The organism is Paludisphaera rhizosphaerae (assembly GCF_011065895.1).
Taxonomy (GTDB): Bacteria; Planctomycetota; Planctomycetia; order Isosphaerales; family Isosphaeraceae; genus Paludisphaera; species Paludisphaera rhizosphaerae.
Window position 1 is genome coordinate 73,065 of record NZ_JAALCR010000010.1, and the last position, 16,945, is coordinate 90,009.

At 65.7% G+C, this 16,945-nt stretch carries 14 protein-coding genes and 2 tRNA genes; 7 read left to right on the forward strand and 9 right to left on the reverse strand.

Annotated elements, in window-relative coordinates; all coding sequences use genetic code 11:
- Positions 1 to 17: 17 nt before the first annotated feature.
- From G5C50_RS14650 to G5C50_RS14670, 5 genes are all read right to left on the reverse strand, one after another.
- A complete protein-coding gene (locus tag G5C50_RS14650) occupies positions 18 to 887 on the reverse strand; it encodes a hypothetical protein (RefSeq protein ID WP_165070617.1) in 870 nt (289 codons plus the stop codon).
- A 464-nt stretch (positions 888 to 1,351) separates the two neighbouring features.
- A complete protein-coding gene (locus tag G5C50_RS14655; RefSeq protein WP_165070618.1) occupies positions 1,352 to 1,972 on the reverse strand; it encodes an ATP-dependent Clp protease proteolytic subunit in 621 nt (206 codons plus the stop codon).
- Between the two features lie 63 nt (positions 1,973 to 2,035).
- Positions 2,036 to 2,686: a ClpP family protease gene (locus G5C50_RS14660; protein WP_165070620.1), complete on the reverse strand. Its 651-nt coding sequence runs from the start codon at positions 2,684 to 2,686 to the stop codon at positions 2,036 to 2,038.
- A 102-nt stretch (positions 2,687 to 2,788) separates the two neighbouring features.
- The gene (tig, locus tag G5C50_RS14665; protein WP_165070621.1) at positions 2,789 to 4,252 is read right to left on the reverse strand and encodes a trigger factor; all 1,464 of its coding nucleotides are present in this window, start codon (positions 4,250 to 4,252) and stop codon (positions 2,789 to 2,791) included.
- Positions 4,253 to 4,358: 106 nt separating this feature from the next.
- Positions 4,359 to 4,430 (reverse strand) — tRNA-Gly (locus G5C50_RS14670).
- Between the two features lie 305 nt (positions 4,431 to 4,735).
- Between G5C50_RS14670 and G5C50_RS14675 the strand changes: the two genes are divergently transcribed.
- Both G5C50_RS14675 and G5C50_RS14680 read left to right on the forward strand, forming a co-directional pair.
- A complete protein-coding gene (locus G5C50_RS14675; protein ID WP_165070623.1) occupies positions 4,736 to 5,395 on the forward strand; it encodes an FHA domain-containing protein in 660 nt (219 codons plus the stop codon).
- Positions 5,396 to 5,581: 186 nt separating this feature from the next.
- Positions 5,582 to 6,385, forward strand: a complete 804-nt coding sequence (locus tag G5C50_RS14680) for a S24 family peptidase (RefSeq protein WP_165070624.1) — start codon at positions 5,582 to 5,584, stop codon at positions 6,383 to 6,385.
- 24 nt (positions 6,386 to 6,409) lie between these two features.
- Here the strand turns inward: G5C50_RS14680 and G5C50_RS14685 are convergent, their stop codons facing one another.
- Positions 6,410 to 6,790: a P-II family nitrogen regulator gene (locus tag G5C50_RS14685; protein WP_240907083.1), complete on the reverse strand. Its 381-nt coding sequence runs from the start codon at positions 6,788 to 6,790 to the stop codon at positions 6,410 to 6,412.
- A gap of 176 nt (positions 6,791 to 6,966) precedes the next feature.
- Between G5C50_RS14685 and G5C50_RS14690 the strand changes: the two genes are divergently transcribed.
- Positions 6,967 to 7,716 carry a hypothetical protein gene (locus G5C50_RS14690; RefSeq protein WP_165070626.1) on the forward strand — a complete coding sequence of 250 codons (750 nt, stop codon included), beginning with the start codon at positions 6,967 to 6,969 and terminating at the stop codon, positions 7,714 to 7,716.
- A 227-nt stretch (positions 7,717 to 7,943) separates the two neighbouring features.
- Here G5C50_RS14690 and G5C50_RS14695 read toward each other — a convergent pair whose 3' ends face one another.
- Positions 7,944 to 8,150 (reverse strand): carbon storage regulator, encoded by a 207-nt coding sequence (locus G5C50_RS14695; RefSeq protein ID WP_165070627.1) that lies wholly within the window; start codon positions 8,148 to 8,150, stop codon positions 7,944 to 7,946.
- 390 nt (positions 8,151 to 8,540) lie between these two features.
- On the opposite strand from G5C50_RS14695, the gene G5C50_RS14700 reads away from it, so the two are divergent.
- Complete coding sequence (locus G5C50_RS14700) at positions 8,541 to 9,983, forward strand: DUF1570 domain-containing protein (protein ID WP_240907084.1); 1,443 nt, start codon at positions 8,541 to 8,543, stop codon at positions 9,981 to 9,983.
- A 56-nt stretch (positions 9,984 to 10,039) separates the two neighbouring features.
- A tRNA-Pro gene (locus G5C50_RS14705) sits at positions 10,040 to 10,114 on the forward strand.
- 104 nt (positions 10,115 to 10,218) lie between these two features.
- On the opposite strand, the gene G5C50_RS14710 is transcribed toward G5C50_RS14705, so the two are convergent.
- Positions 10,219 to 11,151: a DUF1801 domain-containing protein gene (locus G5C50_RS14710; protein WP_165070628.1), complete on the reverse strand. Its 933-nt coding sequence runs from the start codon at positions 11,149 to 11,151 to the stop codon at positions 10,219 to 10,221.
- A 39-nt stretch (positions 11,152 to 11,190) separates the two neighbouring features.
- The gene (locus G5C50_RS14715) at positions 11,191 to 13,791 is read right to left on the reverse strand and encodes a carbohydrate binding domain-containing protein (RefSeq protein WP_165070629.1); all 2,601 of its coding nucleotides are present in this window, start codon (positions 13,789 to 13,791) and stop codon (positions 11,191 to 11,193) included.
- Positions 13,792 to 14,000: 209 nt separating this feature from the next.
- On the opposite strand from G5C50_RS14715, the gene G5C50_RS14720 reads away from it, so the two are divergent.
- Together G5C50_RS14720 and G5C50_RS14725 are read left to right on the forward strand one after the other, a co-directional pair.
- On the forward strand, positions 14,001 to 14,591 hold the full coding sequence (locus G5C50_RS14720; RefSeq protein ID WP_165070630.1) for an ECF-type sigma factor: 591 nt from the start codon (positions 14,001 to 14,003) through the stop codon (positions 14,589 to 14,591).
- Positions 14,588 to 16,852, forward strand: coding sequence for a serine/threonine-protein kinase (locus G5C50_RS14725; protein ID WP_165070631.1), 2,265 nt, complete (start codon positions 14,588 to 14,590; stop codon positions 16,850 to 16,852). The genes G5C50_RS14720 and G5C50_RS14725 overlap by 4 nt, the downstream gene beginning before the upstream one ends.
- Positions 16,853 to 16,945 lie beyond the last annotated feature (93 nt).

The window sequence follows — 16,945 nt, forward strand, 5'->3', positions numbered from 1 at the left end:
ACTTCGAGACCAGGCCGTCAACGGACCCGTCGCCAGTCGGAATCGTAGGGCGTGCGGGGGTCGAAACTCGGGTCGTGGGAGTGGACCTCGCGGCCGTCGCGGCTGACCCAGATGCATGCGGGGGTGGTCGACCGACGCATGTCCGGGTTCCCGTAGGGGTCGGACGACCACTGCTGGCCGGTCAGCATCGGTCCGAGCGCCTCCTGCCTCTGCGCATCGGACGCCCACCGCTCGTTGACGACGCCCTGCCAGTTGCTCTGCGACCAAGCGCGGTAGTCGGCGTTGGCCTGGCCCTCGCGCTGGGTGATGTCGTGCATCGTCTGGCCCATCGCGGTCGAGCCGTAGGCGTTGGACCCCATGTTCCGCGCGGCGAGGGCGACCTGCGGGAGCCAGTCTCGGTACGAAGGCCAGAGGTGGGCGGCCGAAGCGGCGAGGGTGATCACCCCGCTGCAGGTTCCATATCCAATCGCCACATGGCTGAAGACAACCCCCTGGATGGGCACGGGCCCCATGGGAGTTTGAAGCGTGTAGGTCGTCTGCATGACCGCCGCGTGCGTGTAACCTGGCAGCGGTTGAAACGGTCGGGACTCGAAAAGGCGAACGTCCGGGGCGATCCGCATCACTCCGGCCATCGCCTGATGGGCGAACTGCTCGGGCGACAATGCGGCCATCAAGCCGCTCTGGCCGAACACGACGATGGCCGCGAGCATATCGGGCGATCGCAGCACCAGCGCGAACGGTCCTTCTTCACCCACCGACCAGCCTGGCGGCAGCAGATAGCTGAAATTCGGCCCCTGCATCGGTCGCGGAGGCGGCGGCCCCTGGGGCGGCTGCGAGCCTGGCGGCGGGGGCATGAACGGCGGCCCGGGATGGAAGGGATTCGACACGCTCAACCTCCCGAAACGCGGAACGGAGTCATCCATCAGCGGATTGATACAGCCGTTTTCGGTTCTGGCGATCGCGTAAGTCGAGTCGATTTTGTGGAAGACGGCGGATCTGTGGATTTCGGCGTGCCGTTTCTTCCTGGACGCCGGCTCGAGCGTCGACCAGTTTCGGCGTCCAGAGACCAGATTATCTACAGGAAGGCCATCCTCGCCGGGCGAGGCTCGATCATCGTCATGAGAACAGCGAGCTTGCCGAGAGCCGCGAACCGGTCAGCGAGAATCGGCCGATCAAAGCCAAAAGCGGTGGCGAAAATATCTTCCGCAAAGTCCTTTGGCGAAGTCTGTTACGGTGAAAGCAGGGCTCTGTGAAGTCGGGCGATCGAAGCCAAATCGAAGCCGCCGAAGCGCATAAAAAACGCCGCGCCCGGAGGGGGCGCGGCGTGAGTTTTGGCGAGGCCGAGAGCCGGTCAGGACTTCTCGGGCGTCTCGGTCTTGGTCGGGAAGGCCGGGGCGCGGTCGACGACATGGTCGATGAGGCCGTAGTCCTTGGCCTCCTCGGGGGACATGAAGCGGTCGCGGTCGGTGTCTTCCTGCAGCCGTTCCAGGGTCTGGCCGGTATGCTTCTGATAGATGCCGTTGAGGGCCTTCTTCATACGGAGGAACTCCTCCGCATGGATCAGGATCTCGGTGGCCGTCCCTTCCATGCCGGCGAGCGGCTGGTGGATCATGATCCGGCTGTTGGGCAGGGCGTAGCGCTTGTTCTTGGCGCCGGCCGTCATGAGCAGCGAGCCCATGCTGGCGCACTGGCCCATGCAGTAGGTGGCGACGTCGCAGGGGACCCACTGCATCGTGTCGTAGATGGCCATGCCGGCGGTGACGCTGCCGCCGGGGCTGTTGATGTACAGGTGGATGTCGGCCTTGGCGTCCTGATGCGCCAGGACGAGCATCTGGGCAACCACCAGGTTGGCGACGTTGTCGTCGATGGCGGTCCCCAGGATGATGATGCGGTCCTGGAGCAGGCGGGAGTAGATGTCCATCGCCCGCTCTTCGCGGCCGCTACGTTCGATGACGATCGGAACCAGTGGCATCGGGGTCGGGCCTCTCTATCAATCTTTGGGCGATGCGTTCCGGCTTTCCGCAGCGGGGGGACGTCAAAAGGTGCCCGGCGTCGGCGCGGAGGCGCCGTCGGCACCCTTGAGGCCGCCGATGCGTCCGACGACCTCGTCGACCAGGCCGTATTCCTTGGCCTGGACCGCCGACAGATAGCGGTCGCGTTCGGTATCCTTGGCGATCCGCTCGATGGGCTGGCCTGTGTGTCGGGCGAGAATCTCGTTGATGACCTGACGGCTCTTAACGATCTCCTCGGCCTGAATCTCGATGTCCGAGACCTGGCCCCCCACCTGGCCGTAGGGCTGGTGGATCATGATCTTGGAGTGGGGCAGGGAGAACCGCCGCCCCTTGCTGCCGCCGGCGAGCAAAACCGCCGCACCGGAGGCGGCCAGGCCGATGCAGTAAGTGGCGATCTGGCACTCGATGAACTGCATCGTGTCGTAGATCGCCAGCGTGCTGCTGACGCTGCCGCCGGGGCTGTTGATGTAGAAGCTGATCCCCTGGGTCCGGTTCTCGTACTGGAGGTACAGGAACTTCATGACGGCCGCGTTGGCCACGCCGTCGTCGATGACGCCTTCCAGGAAGACGATTCGGTTTTCCAGCAGGAGGTCGCCGAGGGTCATCTGCCTCTGGCGCGCGTAATCGCGGTAGCGCTGAAGCTTCGGCTCCGCGAGCGGGTGGTCGAAGGCCATGCGACAATCCCTTTCGATGACGAGGAAGCGGGCGGGCCGAACGCGCGACCCCTTCTTATTGAAGGGGCCCGCGGGCGGAATTCAAGGGGGGCCGGCGACGGGTTATTCCGACGCGGCGGCCTCTTCGCCTTCCCCGGCCTCAGGCGCGGGGCTGGCAGCCTCGTCGAGGGTCTCGACGGCGACTTCGGGCTCGTCGGCGGCGACGTCCTCGTACTCGACCGACTTGAGGATGTGATCGAGGGCCCGACGTTCGAGAATCTGGGTGGCCAGGGCGTCGGCGAGGCCTTCCTTTTCGACCCGGGCGCGGACGCGGCGGACGTTCTCGCCGGAGCGTTCGGCCATGGCCTCCACTTCAGCCTCCAGGTCCTCGTCCTCGACCTTGATGCTCTCGGCCTCGGCGACCTTGGCGAGGATGAAGAACTCCTTGAGGGAGCGGAGGGTCATCTCATGGGCGTTGGCCCGGATTTCTGCCTGACGGGCCCGGACTTCCTCGGGCGAGAAGCCTTCCTCGCGAAGCTCCATCGCCAGACGGCTGGCGGTGCTCCGCTCCTGGCGCGAGACCAGGTCGGCGGGGAGGTCGAACGGGGTGGCTTCGATCAGAGCGTCGAGCACCTGGCGACGGACGGCCTGCCGCTGCTGGGCTTCGACCCGGCGGACAAGGGCGTCGCGGACGGCTTCACGCAGCTCGTCGACGCTCTCGAAACCGATCGACTCCAGGAAAGCGTGGTCGACTTCGGGCAGCTCGACCTTCTTGAGGTCGTGGATCGTCGCCTTGACCTTCACGGTCTTGCCGCGGAGATCGGGGTCGGCGATCGAGGTGCCGAGCTCGGCCTCGACCTCGCGGACGTCGCTGGGCTTGGCACCCGTGAGCGCCTCACCCATCTTGGAGATCCGGCCGTCCTGGAACCGCAGCTCGGGCTGCAGGCGGAACTGGATTTCCTTGACCTCGTTGAGCGTCGAGCCGTCTTCGCGGAAGAACGTCAGGTCGGCCGTGACGTAGTCGCCGATCTCGGCCCCGCCTTCAAGCTTGGGGACGATCCGGGCGTAGCGCTCAAGGAAGCGCTCGTACTGGGTGTCGACGTCCTTATCGGAGACCGTTCGGACGGGCCGCTTGACCTTCAGGCCCTGATAGCTGGGGAGCGGGAACTCGGGCCGAACCTCGACCTCCATGTCGAAGGCGAGGGGGCCTTCTTCGGGAAGTTCGATGGCGGCGACGTCCAGCTTGGGCTGGGTGATCGGATTCAGCTGATAGTCGCGATCGACCTGCTCCAGCGACTCCATCAGGAGTGCGGACTTGACCTGATCGGCCACCTGCTTTTTGAACCGCTTGACGACGAGCGTCTTGGGGGCTCGTCCAGGGCGGAAACCGGGAACGTGAGCCTCCTTCTGGAGGCTTCCCAGCGATTCCTCATATTGGCGGTCGATTTCCGCCCGAGGGATCGTAATCGTGATATGCTTCTTGCAGGCGCCGGCGTCCTTGACCTGGACTTCGAGATCGAGCTTCCGCTTCGGCTCTTCAGTCGAGGTTTCGACGGTGGTCGACTCGTGCGCTTCGCCAGGGGTCATGAGAGGCGTTTCCTCGGGTCACGTCGGGCTGGGAGGCTTGAGTCGCCAACACGCACCCGGAGCGCTCGGACGAAAACGGCCGTCCCAGATATGGCTAATCGGCAAGAGCGGGAGAAGGGATTTGAACCCTCGACAACCACGTTGGCAACGTGGTGCTCTACCCCTGAGCTACTCCCGCAGTACGCCCCGAAGGGCTGCGACGTCGACAAGGGGGGTGGGCCGGTTGGGCCCGTCTCGTCGAGCGGTAGACTCAGTATAGGGACGCCGCGTCGGATTGCAAGCGGTCTCCCCGGAATCCTGGAAAATCGCGATGCGGGAGGAGGCCCAGGTCTGGATTGGCACGCGCCGCGACAGCCTTTCCATTTGCGTGCCTGGGGGCCAGGATGTAACTTGAAACATATACGCGAGCGCGTCGTGCGGCTTTCTTCAGGCCGCTCTCGCGGCCCTTCTCCCGCGGTTCAGACCAGCCGAGATCGATTCGCGATGAAGTACACACTCCAGGTGCTCAAGGGTCGGAGCGACGTCACCGCCCTCAGGCTGATCGACGGCGTCAACAGCGTGGGACGCCACGACGACTGCGTGATCCGCATTCGGTCGTCTCAGGTGAGCCGTCGTCATTGTGAGATCTTCGAGGCCGACGACCGCCTGGTCGTGCGCGACCTGGGGAGTTCCAACGGGACGTTCGTCAACGGTCTGCGCGTGCTGGGGCAGCAGCCGCTGAAGCCGGGAGACGTGATCACCATCGGAGGCGTCGCCCTGAGGGTCGACCCGATCGGCGGCCACGTCCCGGCGGCCGCGGCGGTGGTCGCGCCTGCGTCGGGCGGCGATACGACCGACGCCGACGCGCTCATCGACGACGAGGTGGAGATCGTCGACGCGATCGAGATCGACGAGCCCGACGATTTCGAGATCTCCGCGGACGTCGCCGAGATCGAGCCCGACGACTTCGTGCTCAGCGACGCCATCCCCCTTGAAGAGGAGCCCGCTCCTCCCCCGCCTCCTCCGGCTCCGGTCGAGGGCAAGAAGAAGAAAAAGAAGAAGGCCAAGGAAGAAACCGTCGACGCTTCCGCCGAACCCGAGGGCGAGCAAGACGACGCGGTCGCTCAGTTCTTGATGGATCTCAAGCTCGACGAAAACGATTGACCTGCGCGGCGAATCGCGGGGTCGGATGTTGAACTTTCGCATCGTTTCCAATTCAACAATTGATTTCGTGGCCGAGGGTGCTATAAATAGCTCCCGGATATCCCTCCCGAGGGAGCGGGAAGGGGTGGTTGCGTGCGCCCATTCTCCAGGAGCTTGGAAGCGGAATTTCTTCAGGACGGGATGCTCATGGCTCGTCGCAAAACCCTGCCGGAATCGTTGCGGGCCAAACTTGACCTCGCGGAGCGGCTCGCTCTGTTGCGTCTGGAATTGTTCGGCGAGCGGGGCGGTCCAGAGATGGCCCGTCGCCTGGGGATTCCGGTTCGCACCTGGTACAACTACGAAGGCGGGGTGACGGTTCCGGCCGAGGTCGTGCTCAAGATTATCGAGCTGACGTCGGTGGAGCCGACCTGGCTGCTGCGAGGCAAGGGCCCGAAGTTCCGCCCGGCCGGTCGAGACGACCGCAGCGATGGACCGCCCACGATGATGGTCGGCGCCTTGTTGCGGACCGCCTTGCAGCTTCTGGAAGGAGAAGCCTCCCCCGAGTTGGGGACGGCGACGGCCCGGTTCCTGGAGTCCGAGAAGTCCCTGGTCGATTCGACCGACGACGACGAGGACGACGAGGACGACGACAAGGAGATCTCCTCGCATCGCGGCGGGCCGGATGAACTCCGCGCCGGTCGGGGTGAACGCGAGTGGCTGGAGGCTCGCCGCGAGGGCCGCTGTCTGACCGTTCCCGATGCGGCGATGGAGCCGGTCCTGCCGCGAGGGGCCATGGTCGCCTACACGTCCGAGGAAGAGTCGGCCCGAGAGCTCGACGGCCGAATGGTCGCGGCCTGGATCGACGGCCAGCCGATGGTCCGCTGGTTCCAGGACCTGGGCGACCACGGTTTGCTCCGCGCTCAGGACCCCGCCGAGCGGCCGTTCCAGGTCAATCTCGACGACGAGCTTCCGCGGATTCGCCGTATCCTCTGGATCGAGGCCGTGCGTTGAGTTGAACCGGCTTTCCCCGCGCGTCTACCACGCTAGGTAGTCGTGAAAGCAGCGCAGTACGAGGATCTTGCCGTCGCCGATCCTCCCCGTGCGCGCATGGTCGGTGATTGCCTTGACCGCCGCCGCCAGGTGTTCCTCCTCCACGAACACGGTCAATTCCACCTTGGGAAGGAACGAGGTGTTGTACTCGCTTCCCAGGTACTGGTTCAGCCGGTTCTTCTGTCGACCGTACCCCATGGCCTCTCGGACGACGCCGCCGAGGATTTCCACCTCTTCCAACGCCGCCAGCACGGCCTGGGCGCGGAACGGCTTCATCAGGGCGATGATCTGCATGGGCCGGCCGGTTCGGACCGAATCGTCGTGGCCGGCGGGCTGAGACTCGGGGTCGTCGTCGAACTCGGCCATCGCTCGCTGATCTCCCCGGTCGAACCGCCAAACTCGGCCGCCCGCTGGCGTCGAACCGGCCAGAGGACTATGATCTGAAAATACCACGATCCGCGGTTCGCCGGGAACGCCCGGGGCCGTCGAACGACCATCCGCGAAGCGAGGCGGGACGGACGAGACCAGGGGGCCTTTCGGCGATGAAACGCGCACGGGCGATGCTGATCAGCTTCGGGATGCTCATGGCGGTCGGCTGTGGGATGAAGAACTACGACTACCGCATCGAGCAGACTCTCGACCGCATGAAGTACGAGAAGCGGCTCGACGAGAACCTGGCCGCCCCGATCGCCAAGGGGAAGCTTGAGGAGGAGGGCATCTTCATCAGGCCCCCCAAAGGTCTGAGCGGGCCGACCCAGACGTTCCAGTTCGCTGCGCTCGAGCCGAACCAGTTCGATCTGGCGAACACCTTCCTGGAAGGTGAGAAGCAGAGCCTCCACGTCCTCGTCTGGCATGACAAGCCCAAAGTGCCCGCCAAGAAGGGGGCCGATGCTCAGGCCCAGCCGGCGCCTCGCGGCGACTTCGAGGCGTTCAAGCAGATGGTCGTCGACATGATCCGCAACGCCAGCGGCGCGGAACTCGACCTCTCCCAGTTCAAGCAGGAGACGAAGCAGGTCAAGGACCGTCGGCAGTCCAACGCCTTCCTGACGAAGACCCTCGACCTGAACGCCAAGGAGATGCAGATCTACCTGTACGGCTCCAAGGCGTCGCCCTACAAGATCGCCCTGATCTTCGAGTATCCGAAGGCCGAGAAGAACGCCGTGGCCCCCAAGATCGGCCTCTGCCTCGAGAACTTCCTGGTCGGCGAACCTGCCCGCCTGGCTTTCAGCGGCGGCGAGTCCGAGGAAGGCGGCGAGGGGGGCGAAGGCGGTGAGGCCGCTCCGCCCATTTGAACCGGACCGTCGAAATCACGGGCGTATCCGGCCGACCGTTTCCACGGTCGGCCGCACCCGGCTGTTTCGACGTATCTCCAACGCCCCCAGAAAGCCGAAGGCTGTACAGCCTACCCCTCGCCATAAGCGTTGAGTTCAGGCGTCGGCCGCTCGCCGCGCGCGGAAGACCGACCGCAGCCCCAGGTTGGGCCCGGTCGGTCGTGGTCGAGAATTCTCAATGAGTGGAGTCAGGAGGTCGTCGAGACCTCGAGCGTCAGTTCGGCGTTCGCGAAGCCTTCCTCGGCCGCTTCAAGCAGCTCGCCGCGGAGGATCCGGACGTTCTGAGGGGCTTCGATCCCGATCCGGACCTGATTTCCCTCGACGCGCACCACGGTGATCCGGACCTCTTCGCCGATCACCACCGACTGCAACGCTTTGCGGCTGAGCACCAACATAACTGACCTCCTTGTCTTCACCAATCGCCCTGGAGTCCAACCCAGCTGTCTGGCGTTTCCATTTCCGCCTTCACCTGATACGACGAAGTTCAGGCCCGGGCGACGACAGGTTTTCCCCTCAATCCGAGGGATTTTCATCACACCCGACATCCCCGATTACGCCGACGATCCCAGGATTGTTCGTGAAGTCAGGACATGCGGGTGGATCCATGACCCACGACGGTCGTCGTCGCGTATCGACGCAAACCTTGTTCCCGCCTGGGCTTTGCTCTCTGGCCGAAACCGAATGCGGCTCGGTTGCCTCGGATGAAGTAGACCCTTAGGGAGGGCGCCTTGGCACCCCTCATTCACCGACCGAAAGCGTTGCGATTTCAAGGGATCTGCGTCGTCTTGCTATTTCTGGCGGTCGGCCTCCCTTCGACTCACGCCGACTTGATCTATTTCCGGAGTGGCGGGCGCATCCAGGCCAAGGCCGTGGTGGCGGGGGGGAACGTGGAGATCGAGGTCGGCGGCCGGCCGTTCGCTTTCCGACCGGAGGATTTCGAGAAGCGGGTCGAGGGTTTCATCCCGGCTGCCGAGTGGGAAGGCCGGCGACGAGAGCTGGCGTCCCGGACGCCTGCCGAACGTTTCGCTGGCGCGTGGTGGGCTTTGGAGAACGGCCTGGTGGACGAGGCCGTCGAGGAGCTGAGGCGAATTCACGAGGCGGCACCCGACCACGAACCGACGAGGAGGATGGTCGCGGTGGCGGACCGGTTGAAATCGCCCTGCGAGGATCCCAACTTCGAGCCGTTCCGCCAGGCGCTGGGAGTGCCGATGCGGGTCGCGCGAGGTTCGCACGTCGTCCTTTTGCACCAGCATCCGGAAGACGAGGCGACGGAGCGGGTCGCGTTTCTGGAGCGGGTGACAACGGCTTTTCACCTCGTTTTCGCCGGCGCTGGGCTCTCGTTGGAGACGCCCCGGCGTCGCCTAGTTTTCGCCTGGTTCGAGGACAAGAGCGACTATCGAGCGTTTCTCGTCTCACATGACGCGGGAGCCTTCGCCTCGACCCGGGGCTATTTCCACCCGACCTGGAACGCCGTGCTCATCTACGACGCCCGCTCCAGCGACCTTCAGCGCCAGGATCGGGCGACGTTCGCGAAGCGTCGCGAGGAACTGGCGGTGTTTCGGACCTCGCTGGAGAAACTGCCGGCCAACGGCCGGTTTCGGGTATCCCTCTCAGGCGAGCGGCCTCGCGTTATGGGCCGCACCGAGGCTCGCCCCCTGGCTGACCGCCTCGAACGGGACGTCCGGCGCGGGGAGCTGTTGCTGGAAGCCGAGCGACGGGCCTACGACGAGGGGATCACGGCCCACGAGATGGTCCACCTGCTCGCCGCCGACAGCGGGCTGCTGCCGCGACACGACGCCTTCCCGCTCTGGCTCCAGGAGGGACTGGCGATGCAGTTCGAGGTCGTCCGAGGCGGACGATGGGCGGGGATCGGCCGTCCCCACGACATCCGCCTCCCCGACTGGCGGAAGATCCACCCAGCGCCCGCTTTGGAGCCGCTGCTCCAGGATGGCGGCCTTGGCCGGGGCTACAGCCGCGATCCTTACGTCGCGTCCTGGGCGCTCGTCTATTTCCTCCGCGCTCGCAAGGGGGACCAGTTCATCCGATTCCTCGATCTCCTCCGCGGCCCCGAAACCGTCCCATCCCAGGAAGCCTTTCGGCGAGCCTTCGGCGACGACCTCGCCTCGCTGGAACGTGAGTGGCGGGAATACCTTGCCGCCGCACAGACGCCTCTGGAACATCACCAACCGCACCCGCCCACTCCCTTGGAAATCCGTCCTGCGGATTGATGCGGTTGACAGATTCTCCCAGGCCGCTATGATGCTCTTCACGCAACACGCAGTAACGGGGCGTAGCTCAGCTTGGCTAGAGCGCACGGTTCGGGTCCGTGAGGCCGGAGGTTCAAATCCTCTCGCCCCGATTAGTCCGCAGTAAGAATCCCGCCAACGGTCGCATTGACGACTGTCGGCGGGATTTGTGCGTTTACGAGGCTTTGCTCGTATCCATCTCGCCGGCCAGGGATGATCAGGCAAGCCAGCCGGGCGTTTCGGCGGCCTGTTTCACCCAGGCTTCCATCTGCTGCTCGTCGAGCGGATCGTTCTCGTAGACGTCGATCCAGCGAGCCTCCTTGCTGCGTTCCGTCCCGCCGGGCGGGATTGGGTGCAGGGACGTCCCCTTGAAGAAGGTGACTTTGACGTATCGCGTGAAGACGTGGAACGACAGGAACCAGCCCTGGTTCTCAACCCCGTAGAACGGTGAGTTCCACTTCACGGCCTTCTGCACGCTCGGGACGGTCCGCTCGATCAGCGCATCGAGTCGTCTCCCGAGGTCGCTTTTCCAGTCGGGCATCGCGGCGATATAAGCCTGGACGGGAGCGTCGCCGTCCGCCTTGGCGATCTGAGGGTTGCCGCCCGACAGGAGAGGGACCGCAGCGTTTTGGCTTTCGGGCTTCTTGATCGCCCCAGCCGCCTTCCCGGGAGCCTTGGCCTTCGCGCCTGGCTTGGATTTCGACCGGAGGTTCTCCGCAACCGCGGCTTTGATCAACGCCCTGAACGCGGCGGCGTTGAGCGTTTCACCCTCGCGTATGTCGATCGCCCGCCGGGTGTTCCCCACCAGGCTGGAGTTGAAGAGCCCGTGCGGGTCTTCGACGGAAGCGCCTCGGGCGAAGGTCAGTTTGACGACCTGTTTGTAGGTCTCTCCCGTGCAGAGGTTCCCAGCGTGAGACCAGACGGGCGTGCCCATCCATTTCCACTCTTCTACCACGTCCGGATCCGCCTCGTGGATCAGGCGACGGACCTCGGTGAGCGTCTCGGCCCGCCAGTCGCCGAGGGACTGGAGTCGCTCGTCGATAAGCCCAGAGGCTTCTGCTCCGATCGCGGGTTTCGCTCCGGTGTCCGGATCGGCTTTCACACTCGGCTTGGCTGATTCCTTGGCCGTCGGCTTCTTGCCTCCAGGCATCGATCTTCCCTTCTGTTCGAGCGTTACTGGGGAGGAGGCTCAGCGGCCGATCTCGATCTCGTACCAAAGGGTCTTCGCCTCGGGCCCGATCGTTATCCTTGAGCCTTCGCCGGCTGATTCGGCCTTGAGCGGGGCGTTGAGTCGGCGTTGGCCTTTTTCGTCGAGCGGCCAGGCTCTGACCTTGGATGCGGCGGCCGGGAGCTCGATGACGGCGGGGATTCCCTCGACGAGGGAGGAACCCTTGCCCCAATCTGTGCCGATGGTGGTGCGGGCGGCGTCGCGCCACTTCATGCCGACGTTGCCGGCGTCGCCGGTGGCGGTCAGCAGGATGCGGCCTGGGGAGCGGAAGTCGGGGCCGTCGATCGCGGTCAGGGTGACGGCGGCCCAATCCTGGCGGTTGGGCTTTGGGGTGATCGTCACGTCGCCCAGTCGCGCCGGACCGGCCTTGATTGAGCCGATGAATGCCTTGGACCGCTTGGCGTCGATCGACAGGTGCCCCAGCTTCTCGTCGGTGCCTGGCTGCCAGGCGAAGGTCCGGCCGTCGTCGGGTTCGGTCGCTTCGGCTGGAGAATGCCAACCGAGCGAAATCCCGACGTATCGCGTCAGCGCCTGCTCCTTGGTCAGTCCGAACGCCTCACCGCCGAGTCCCCAGGCACCCTTGAGCCGGCTGGCTTCGATCCAGTCGTTCGTGGTGGGGGTAGCGATCGCCGTCTGCGTGGCTCGCGGCACGTCGCCGCGGATGAACATCGCGGCGGCGGCCGGGAGCGTGGCCATCTTGGCGGGGTTTTGGTCCACGTCGAAAAAGCTCGTGATTCGGCCGGTTCCCCACTCGTCGTTGCCGCGGTGGCTGTAGGCGAACAGGAAGACCGCGTCCCAGTCCTGTCGCGCCGCATAGGCGGCGATGATCGGGGCCGTCTCCGAGCCGTAGGTGTTGGGCGCGGAGTGATTGTACTCGGTGCAGAGGAACGGCTTGCCGACTACCCGCGAGAGACCCAGGCGGGGCAGTGTGCCGCCGTCGGCTCGACCAGCCATCGGGACGTTGTTGATCGTCCAGTCGTTCTGGTCCCACTGGCGATGTGGGAACCTCGGGTGCTGCCAGTACGAGTGCGAATCGATCGCGTCGAGCTTCGCCTGCACCGGCGCGGGGCTCCAGCCCATCTGGGTCCCCAGCACCACGCACTTCACGCCCAGATCTTCTTTGACGAATCGATACATGCCCGACCAGTAATCGTCCTCCAGCTTCCAGAGGAAGCGGATCCAGTCGGACTGAGCTTCCGGCGTGCGGACGCCGAAATCGCGATGCCGGAGCCACGCGACCTTCCCGAGGCCCTCGCCCGGTCGCAGGCCCATCACGCCTCCCTCAGCCAGCGAGACGTCGTCGATCTCCAGCGTCAGCTTTTTGTCTCCTAGTCCCGAAAACGAGATCCGCCCGTTCTCGTCGGCCTCGGCGGGGCGGAAGACCATCTCCACTGTCTTCCACTCGGACGTCAGGTCCTGCTGGACGCTCCAAAGCTGCTTCCAGGGAGCGTGAGCCTGCATCGCATTGATGGACAACTTCGCCGGCTCGTTGGTGCGGGCCCGGAAACGGAGGGTGTAGGGCGTGTCCGGCTTGAAGCGAAGACCCGGCTGGTTGAACTGGATGTGCCACGATTGTTCGGCGGGTTGCTCGACGATGAGTTTCAGCCGGCCTTCGGTCGTCTCATGGCGGGCCTTGCCGCTGTGCTGCTCGAAGTTCCAGCCGGCGACGTCGCGGTCGAACGAGCCGTTCTTGAGGATCTCCGGCCCCTTCGCGACCTCCTTCACCGACCAAGCCCGGCGCATGGCGGCGTCGGACTTGTATTTGTCGGTCAGGAAGGCGTTCCAGCGCTTTTGCATGTCGGCCGAGTATGGGTCGGGCATGTCGTCGAGGCGGTTGCCGGACCAGTCCTGGAAGAGGGCGTTCTCGTTGTTGATCTCGACGATCGCGACGGCCGGCTCGTCGGCGTATCGGGTTTTGGTGTAGGGGTTGACGTGGTGGAGCAGGTCGCGGGCGTACTGCTTCTGGTCCTCGATCATCGCCGCGTCGACGTTGTCGATCCCCTTGAAGTAGCTCGGCATGCCGGGCCACTCGGGACGATCGGGGTACTTGCGGCCGACGTGCAGGTTGAGATTCGCGTAGACTCCGTGCTCCTTGAGCCTGGCGATCAGGTAGTCGAGCCGTTCCAACCGCTCCGGGTCGATCGTCTTGCGGTCGGCCTTCACCAGACCGTTCGGCGAGGCGGAGGTGTCCATGTGGTGGAACCGGACGCAGTTGATCCCAAACTTGGCCATCCGCGCGGCGAGCTTGTCGGCCGCGTCGTGGCTGGGGAAGTTGGCCCCGAAGCAGAGGTTGACGCCGAAGAAACGGACTCGACGGTCCCCCGCGTAAAGGTGCCCGTTTCGGGCCTGGACCGGACCGTCCTTGCCGGCGGGCTTCGGCAAGAGGTCGCTGACGTTCGTCACCCCCGCCGAGGCGTCGTCCCACGGCAGGACGAAGGGGATCATCCCCTCGCCGGCCTTCAACGGCTGAGGCGTTCCGACGTCCTGAGCGTGGACGTTCGCCGCCGTCAACGCTCCAGCAAGCACCGCCGCGCTTCCCCACCACGACTTCATGCGAACCATGATCGGACCTCCCGAGTATCGACTCTCCTGAGTCGACAGCGCCTTGGCGGCCGAATCAACCCCCCGGCGGCGGCGGCCGGGTGAGTCGCCTGCCCTTCTGAAAAAAGATTTACGGAGCTGGTCCGTACGGGACTATGATTGCGACCGCGCGTTCGTCATTGATTCGACGTCCTTGAAGCGCTCTTCAAGAGCATTGCGGGAGGCTCGCGATGTCTTCCGACGGCTCCATCACGCGATTGATAGGCCCTCTGAAAGAGGGGGACCGCGAGACGACCCGGCGGCTGTGGGATGTGTATTTCGACCGTCTTGCCCGTCTTGCCCAGGCTCGGCTCCGAGGGGTTGCGCGGGGGGCGGCCGACGAGGAGGACGTCGTCGTCAGCGTGTTCGACAGCTTCTTCCGTCGCGCCGAGGAAGGGCGGTTCCCCCAGCTTCGCGACCGCGACGACCTCTGGAAGATGCTGTTCGTCCTGACCGTGCGCAAGGCCATCAATCGGGTCCAACACGAAGGCCGTCAATCGCGCGGCGGGGGCCGAGTCCGAAGCCTGTCCGAGTTGGATGACCTCGACGCCTTCGCTCCGCCGGCTCTTGAACCTTCTCCCGAGATCGCCGCCCAGATGACCGAGGAATGCCGCATCCTGCTTGATCGACTCGGCGACCCCGCCCTCCGCGCGGTCGCCGTCTGGAAGATGGAGGGGTACACCAACCGCGAGATCGCCGAGAAACTCGATTGCGTCGAACAGACCGTCGAGCGCAAGCTGAAGTCCATACGACGCATCTGGGCCGCGGAGGATTCTTCTTGAACGCCGACCGCTCGACCGATCAGGACATTCCGCCGGCCGGTTCCGTCGAGCGGTTCGAGTCGATCTGCGATCGATTCGAGGACGCCTGGCGCAACGGCGAGCGACCCACCCTGGAGGCGTTCCTCTCCGGGGCGCCGGTCGACCCCGAATTGCTCCGCGAGCTTCTCGTCGTCGAGCTGGCCTATCGGAAACGGTCGGGCGAACACCCAGGCGTTCTCGAATACCTGTCGCGGTTTCCCGAGCACGCCTCGACCGTTCAGGACGCCGTCGCGTCGGCCGTGGGAGACGACGACGCCGAGGCGACGCATGTGGCCGAGGACGAGGAATACGAGCCTGCGACGTTCGTCCGCAAGGCCGACGCCTCGGTCGACCGCGTCGAACCGAATCGCGGCGCGACGGTCGAGAAGCACGTCGCGGAGGCTCTCGCACAGGCTGGATACGAGGTGATCCGCGAACTCGGCCGGGGCGGCATGGGCATCGTCTACGAGGCCCGTCAGGGGGGGCTCGGGAGAGTGGTGGCGCTCAAGGTCCTGCGATCGGGCCTGTTCGCGACCGATGAGGAGTGCCGACGGTTCCTCAACGAGGCCGAGGCCGTCGCGCGTCTGGACCACCCGGCGATTGTTCCCATCTTCGAGGCCAGGAGGAGCCGGGGCCTGTACTTCTACAGCATGCGGCGGGTCGGCGGGGCCGGCCTCGATCGGAAGCTGGAGCAGGGGCCGCTCGAGCCCGCAGAGGCCGCGAGGCTCGTCGCCCGCGTCGCCTGGGCCGTCGACGAGGCCCATCGGCACGGCGTCCTGCATCGGGACGTCAAGCCGGCGAATGTGCTCGTCGACGAGAGCGGCGAGTCGTTCCTGACCGACTTCGGCCTCGCCCGACGGATCGACGCCGACGGCGAGGACGGAACTCGCAGCGGCGCCGTGCTGGGAACGCCGTCGTACATGTCGCCCGAGCAGGCGGAGGGGAGGATCGGCGACCTGACCACCGCCACCGACGTCTTCGGCCTGGGCGGCGTCCTGTATGCGACGCTCACCGGCCGCGCCCCGCACGTCGGGTCGAGCGTCGTCGACACCCTGGACCGGGTCCGCAAGGTCCCGCCCGAGCCCCCCTCGCGGATCAACCGCAAGGTGCCGCGAGATCTGGAATCGGTCTGCCTCAAGTGCCTGGAGAAGGAGCCGAGCCGGCGGTACGCCTCGGCCCGCGAACTCGCCGAGGACCTCGACCGCTGGCTTGAAGGCCGCCCGACGTTGGCGAGGCCCGTCTCCGCTCTCGCCCGGGGGAGGATGTGGGCTCGGCGGCATCCGCTGCCCGCGGCGCTGGCCTCGGCGCTGGGGGCGGCGGTGATCCTGGGGATGATCGGAGTCGGTTGGCAGTGGCGGGAGGCCGAACGGCAGCGACGCCATGCGCTCCGTCTGCTGGACTACGTGTCGAACCGGCTTCTCGCTCAGGCGTCGACCGAGATGAACCCCCAGGGGGCGAACGTGACCGTCCGCGAGGTCCTCGATCGCCAGGCGTCGATGATCGGCGGCGAGTTTCAGAGCGAGCCTGAAACCGAAGGCCCTTTGCGCGAGGTCATCGGCAACGCTTACCACTCGCTCGGCCTCTTCGACGCCGCCGAGAAGCAACTGCGCCGGGCGTCGGAGTTGATCGAGACGTCGGAGGGGGAGGAGAGCCTGGCTTCGATTCGGGTCGCCACGCGGCTTGGGCGGCTCATGGGGGACAAGGGGGCGCATGCGGAGGCGGAACGTCGGCTCTCACAGGCCCGGGAGACTTCCGCCCGCATCCTCGGCCCGGACGACCCGGCGACGCTCGAAGCCTCCGCTCGGCTGGGCTCGGTGTATCTTGCCGAGGGGCAGGCCGACAAGGCCGAGCCGTTGCTTCGCCACGTGCTGGAGGTTCGTCGCCGCGTTCTCCCCACCGACCATCCCGACACCCTCCAGTCGGTCAACGATCTCTGCCGCCTGGCCGTCGCGACAGCGCGTTTTAACGTCGCCGAGCCCCTGGCTTATGAGTACGAGCACGGCATTCGCTGCGCCCGAGGCCCCAACCATCCGGACAACGTCACCGCGATCGCCAACCGAGGCCTTATCAGCCGCCTGCAGGGGAAGCTTGCCGAGGCCGTTTCGTATCAGCAGAAGGCAGCCGAGGAGGCGAGGCGGATCCTCGGCCCCGACCACCCCACGACGGCGTCCGTCGAACGCGAGTATCTCGCCCTTCGCGAGCGGCTCAACCAGGAAGCCTCCGCGAAGCCGTCCAACCCCTGAGCCTGCATACGGCGAAGACCTCCCCGACGCCCGGCCGGGTGTGCGGCCGAGGGGCGTCGGGGAGGCCCATGAACGCGGGGCGTCGTCTCCCGT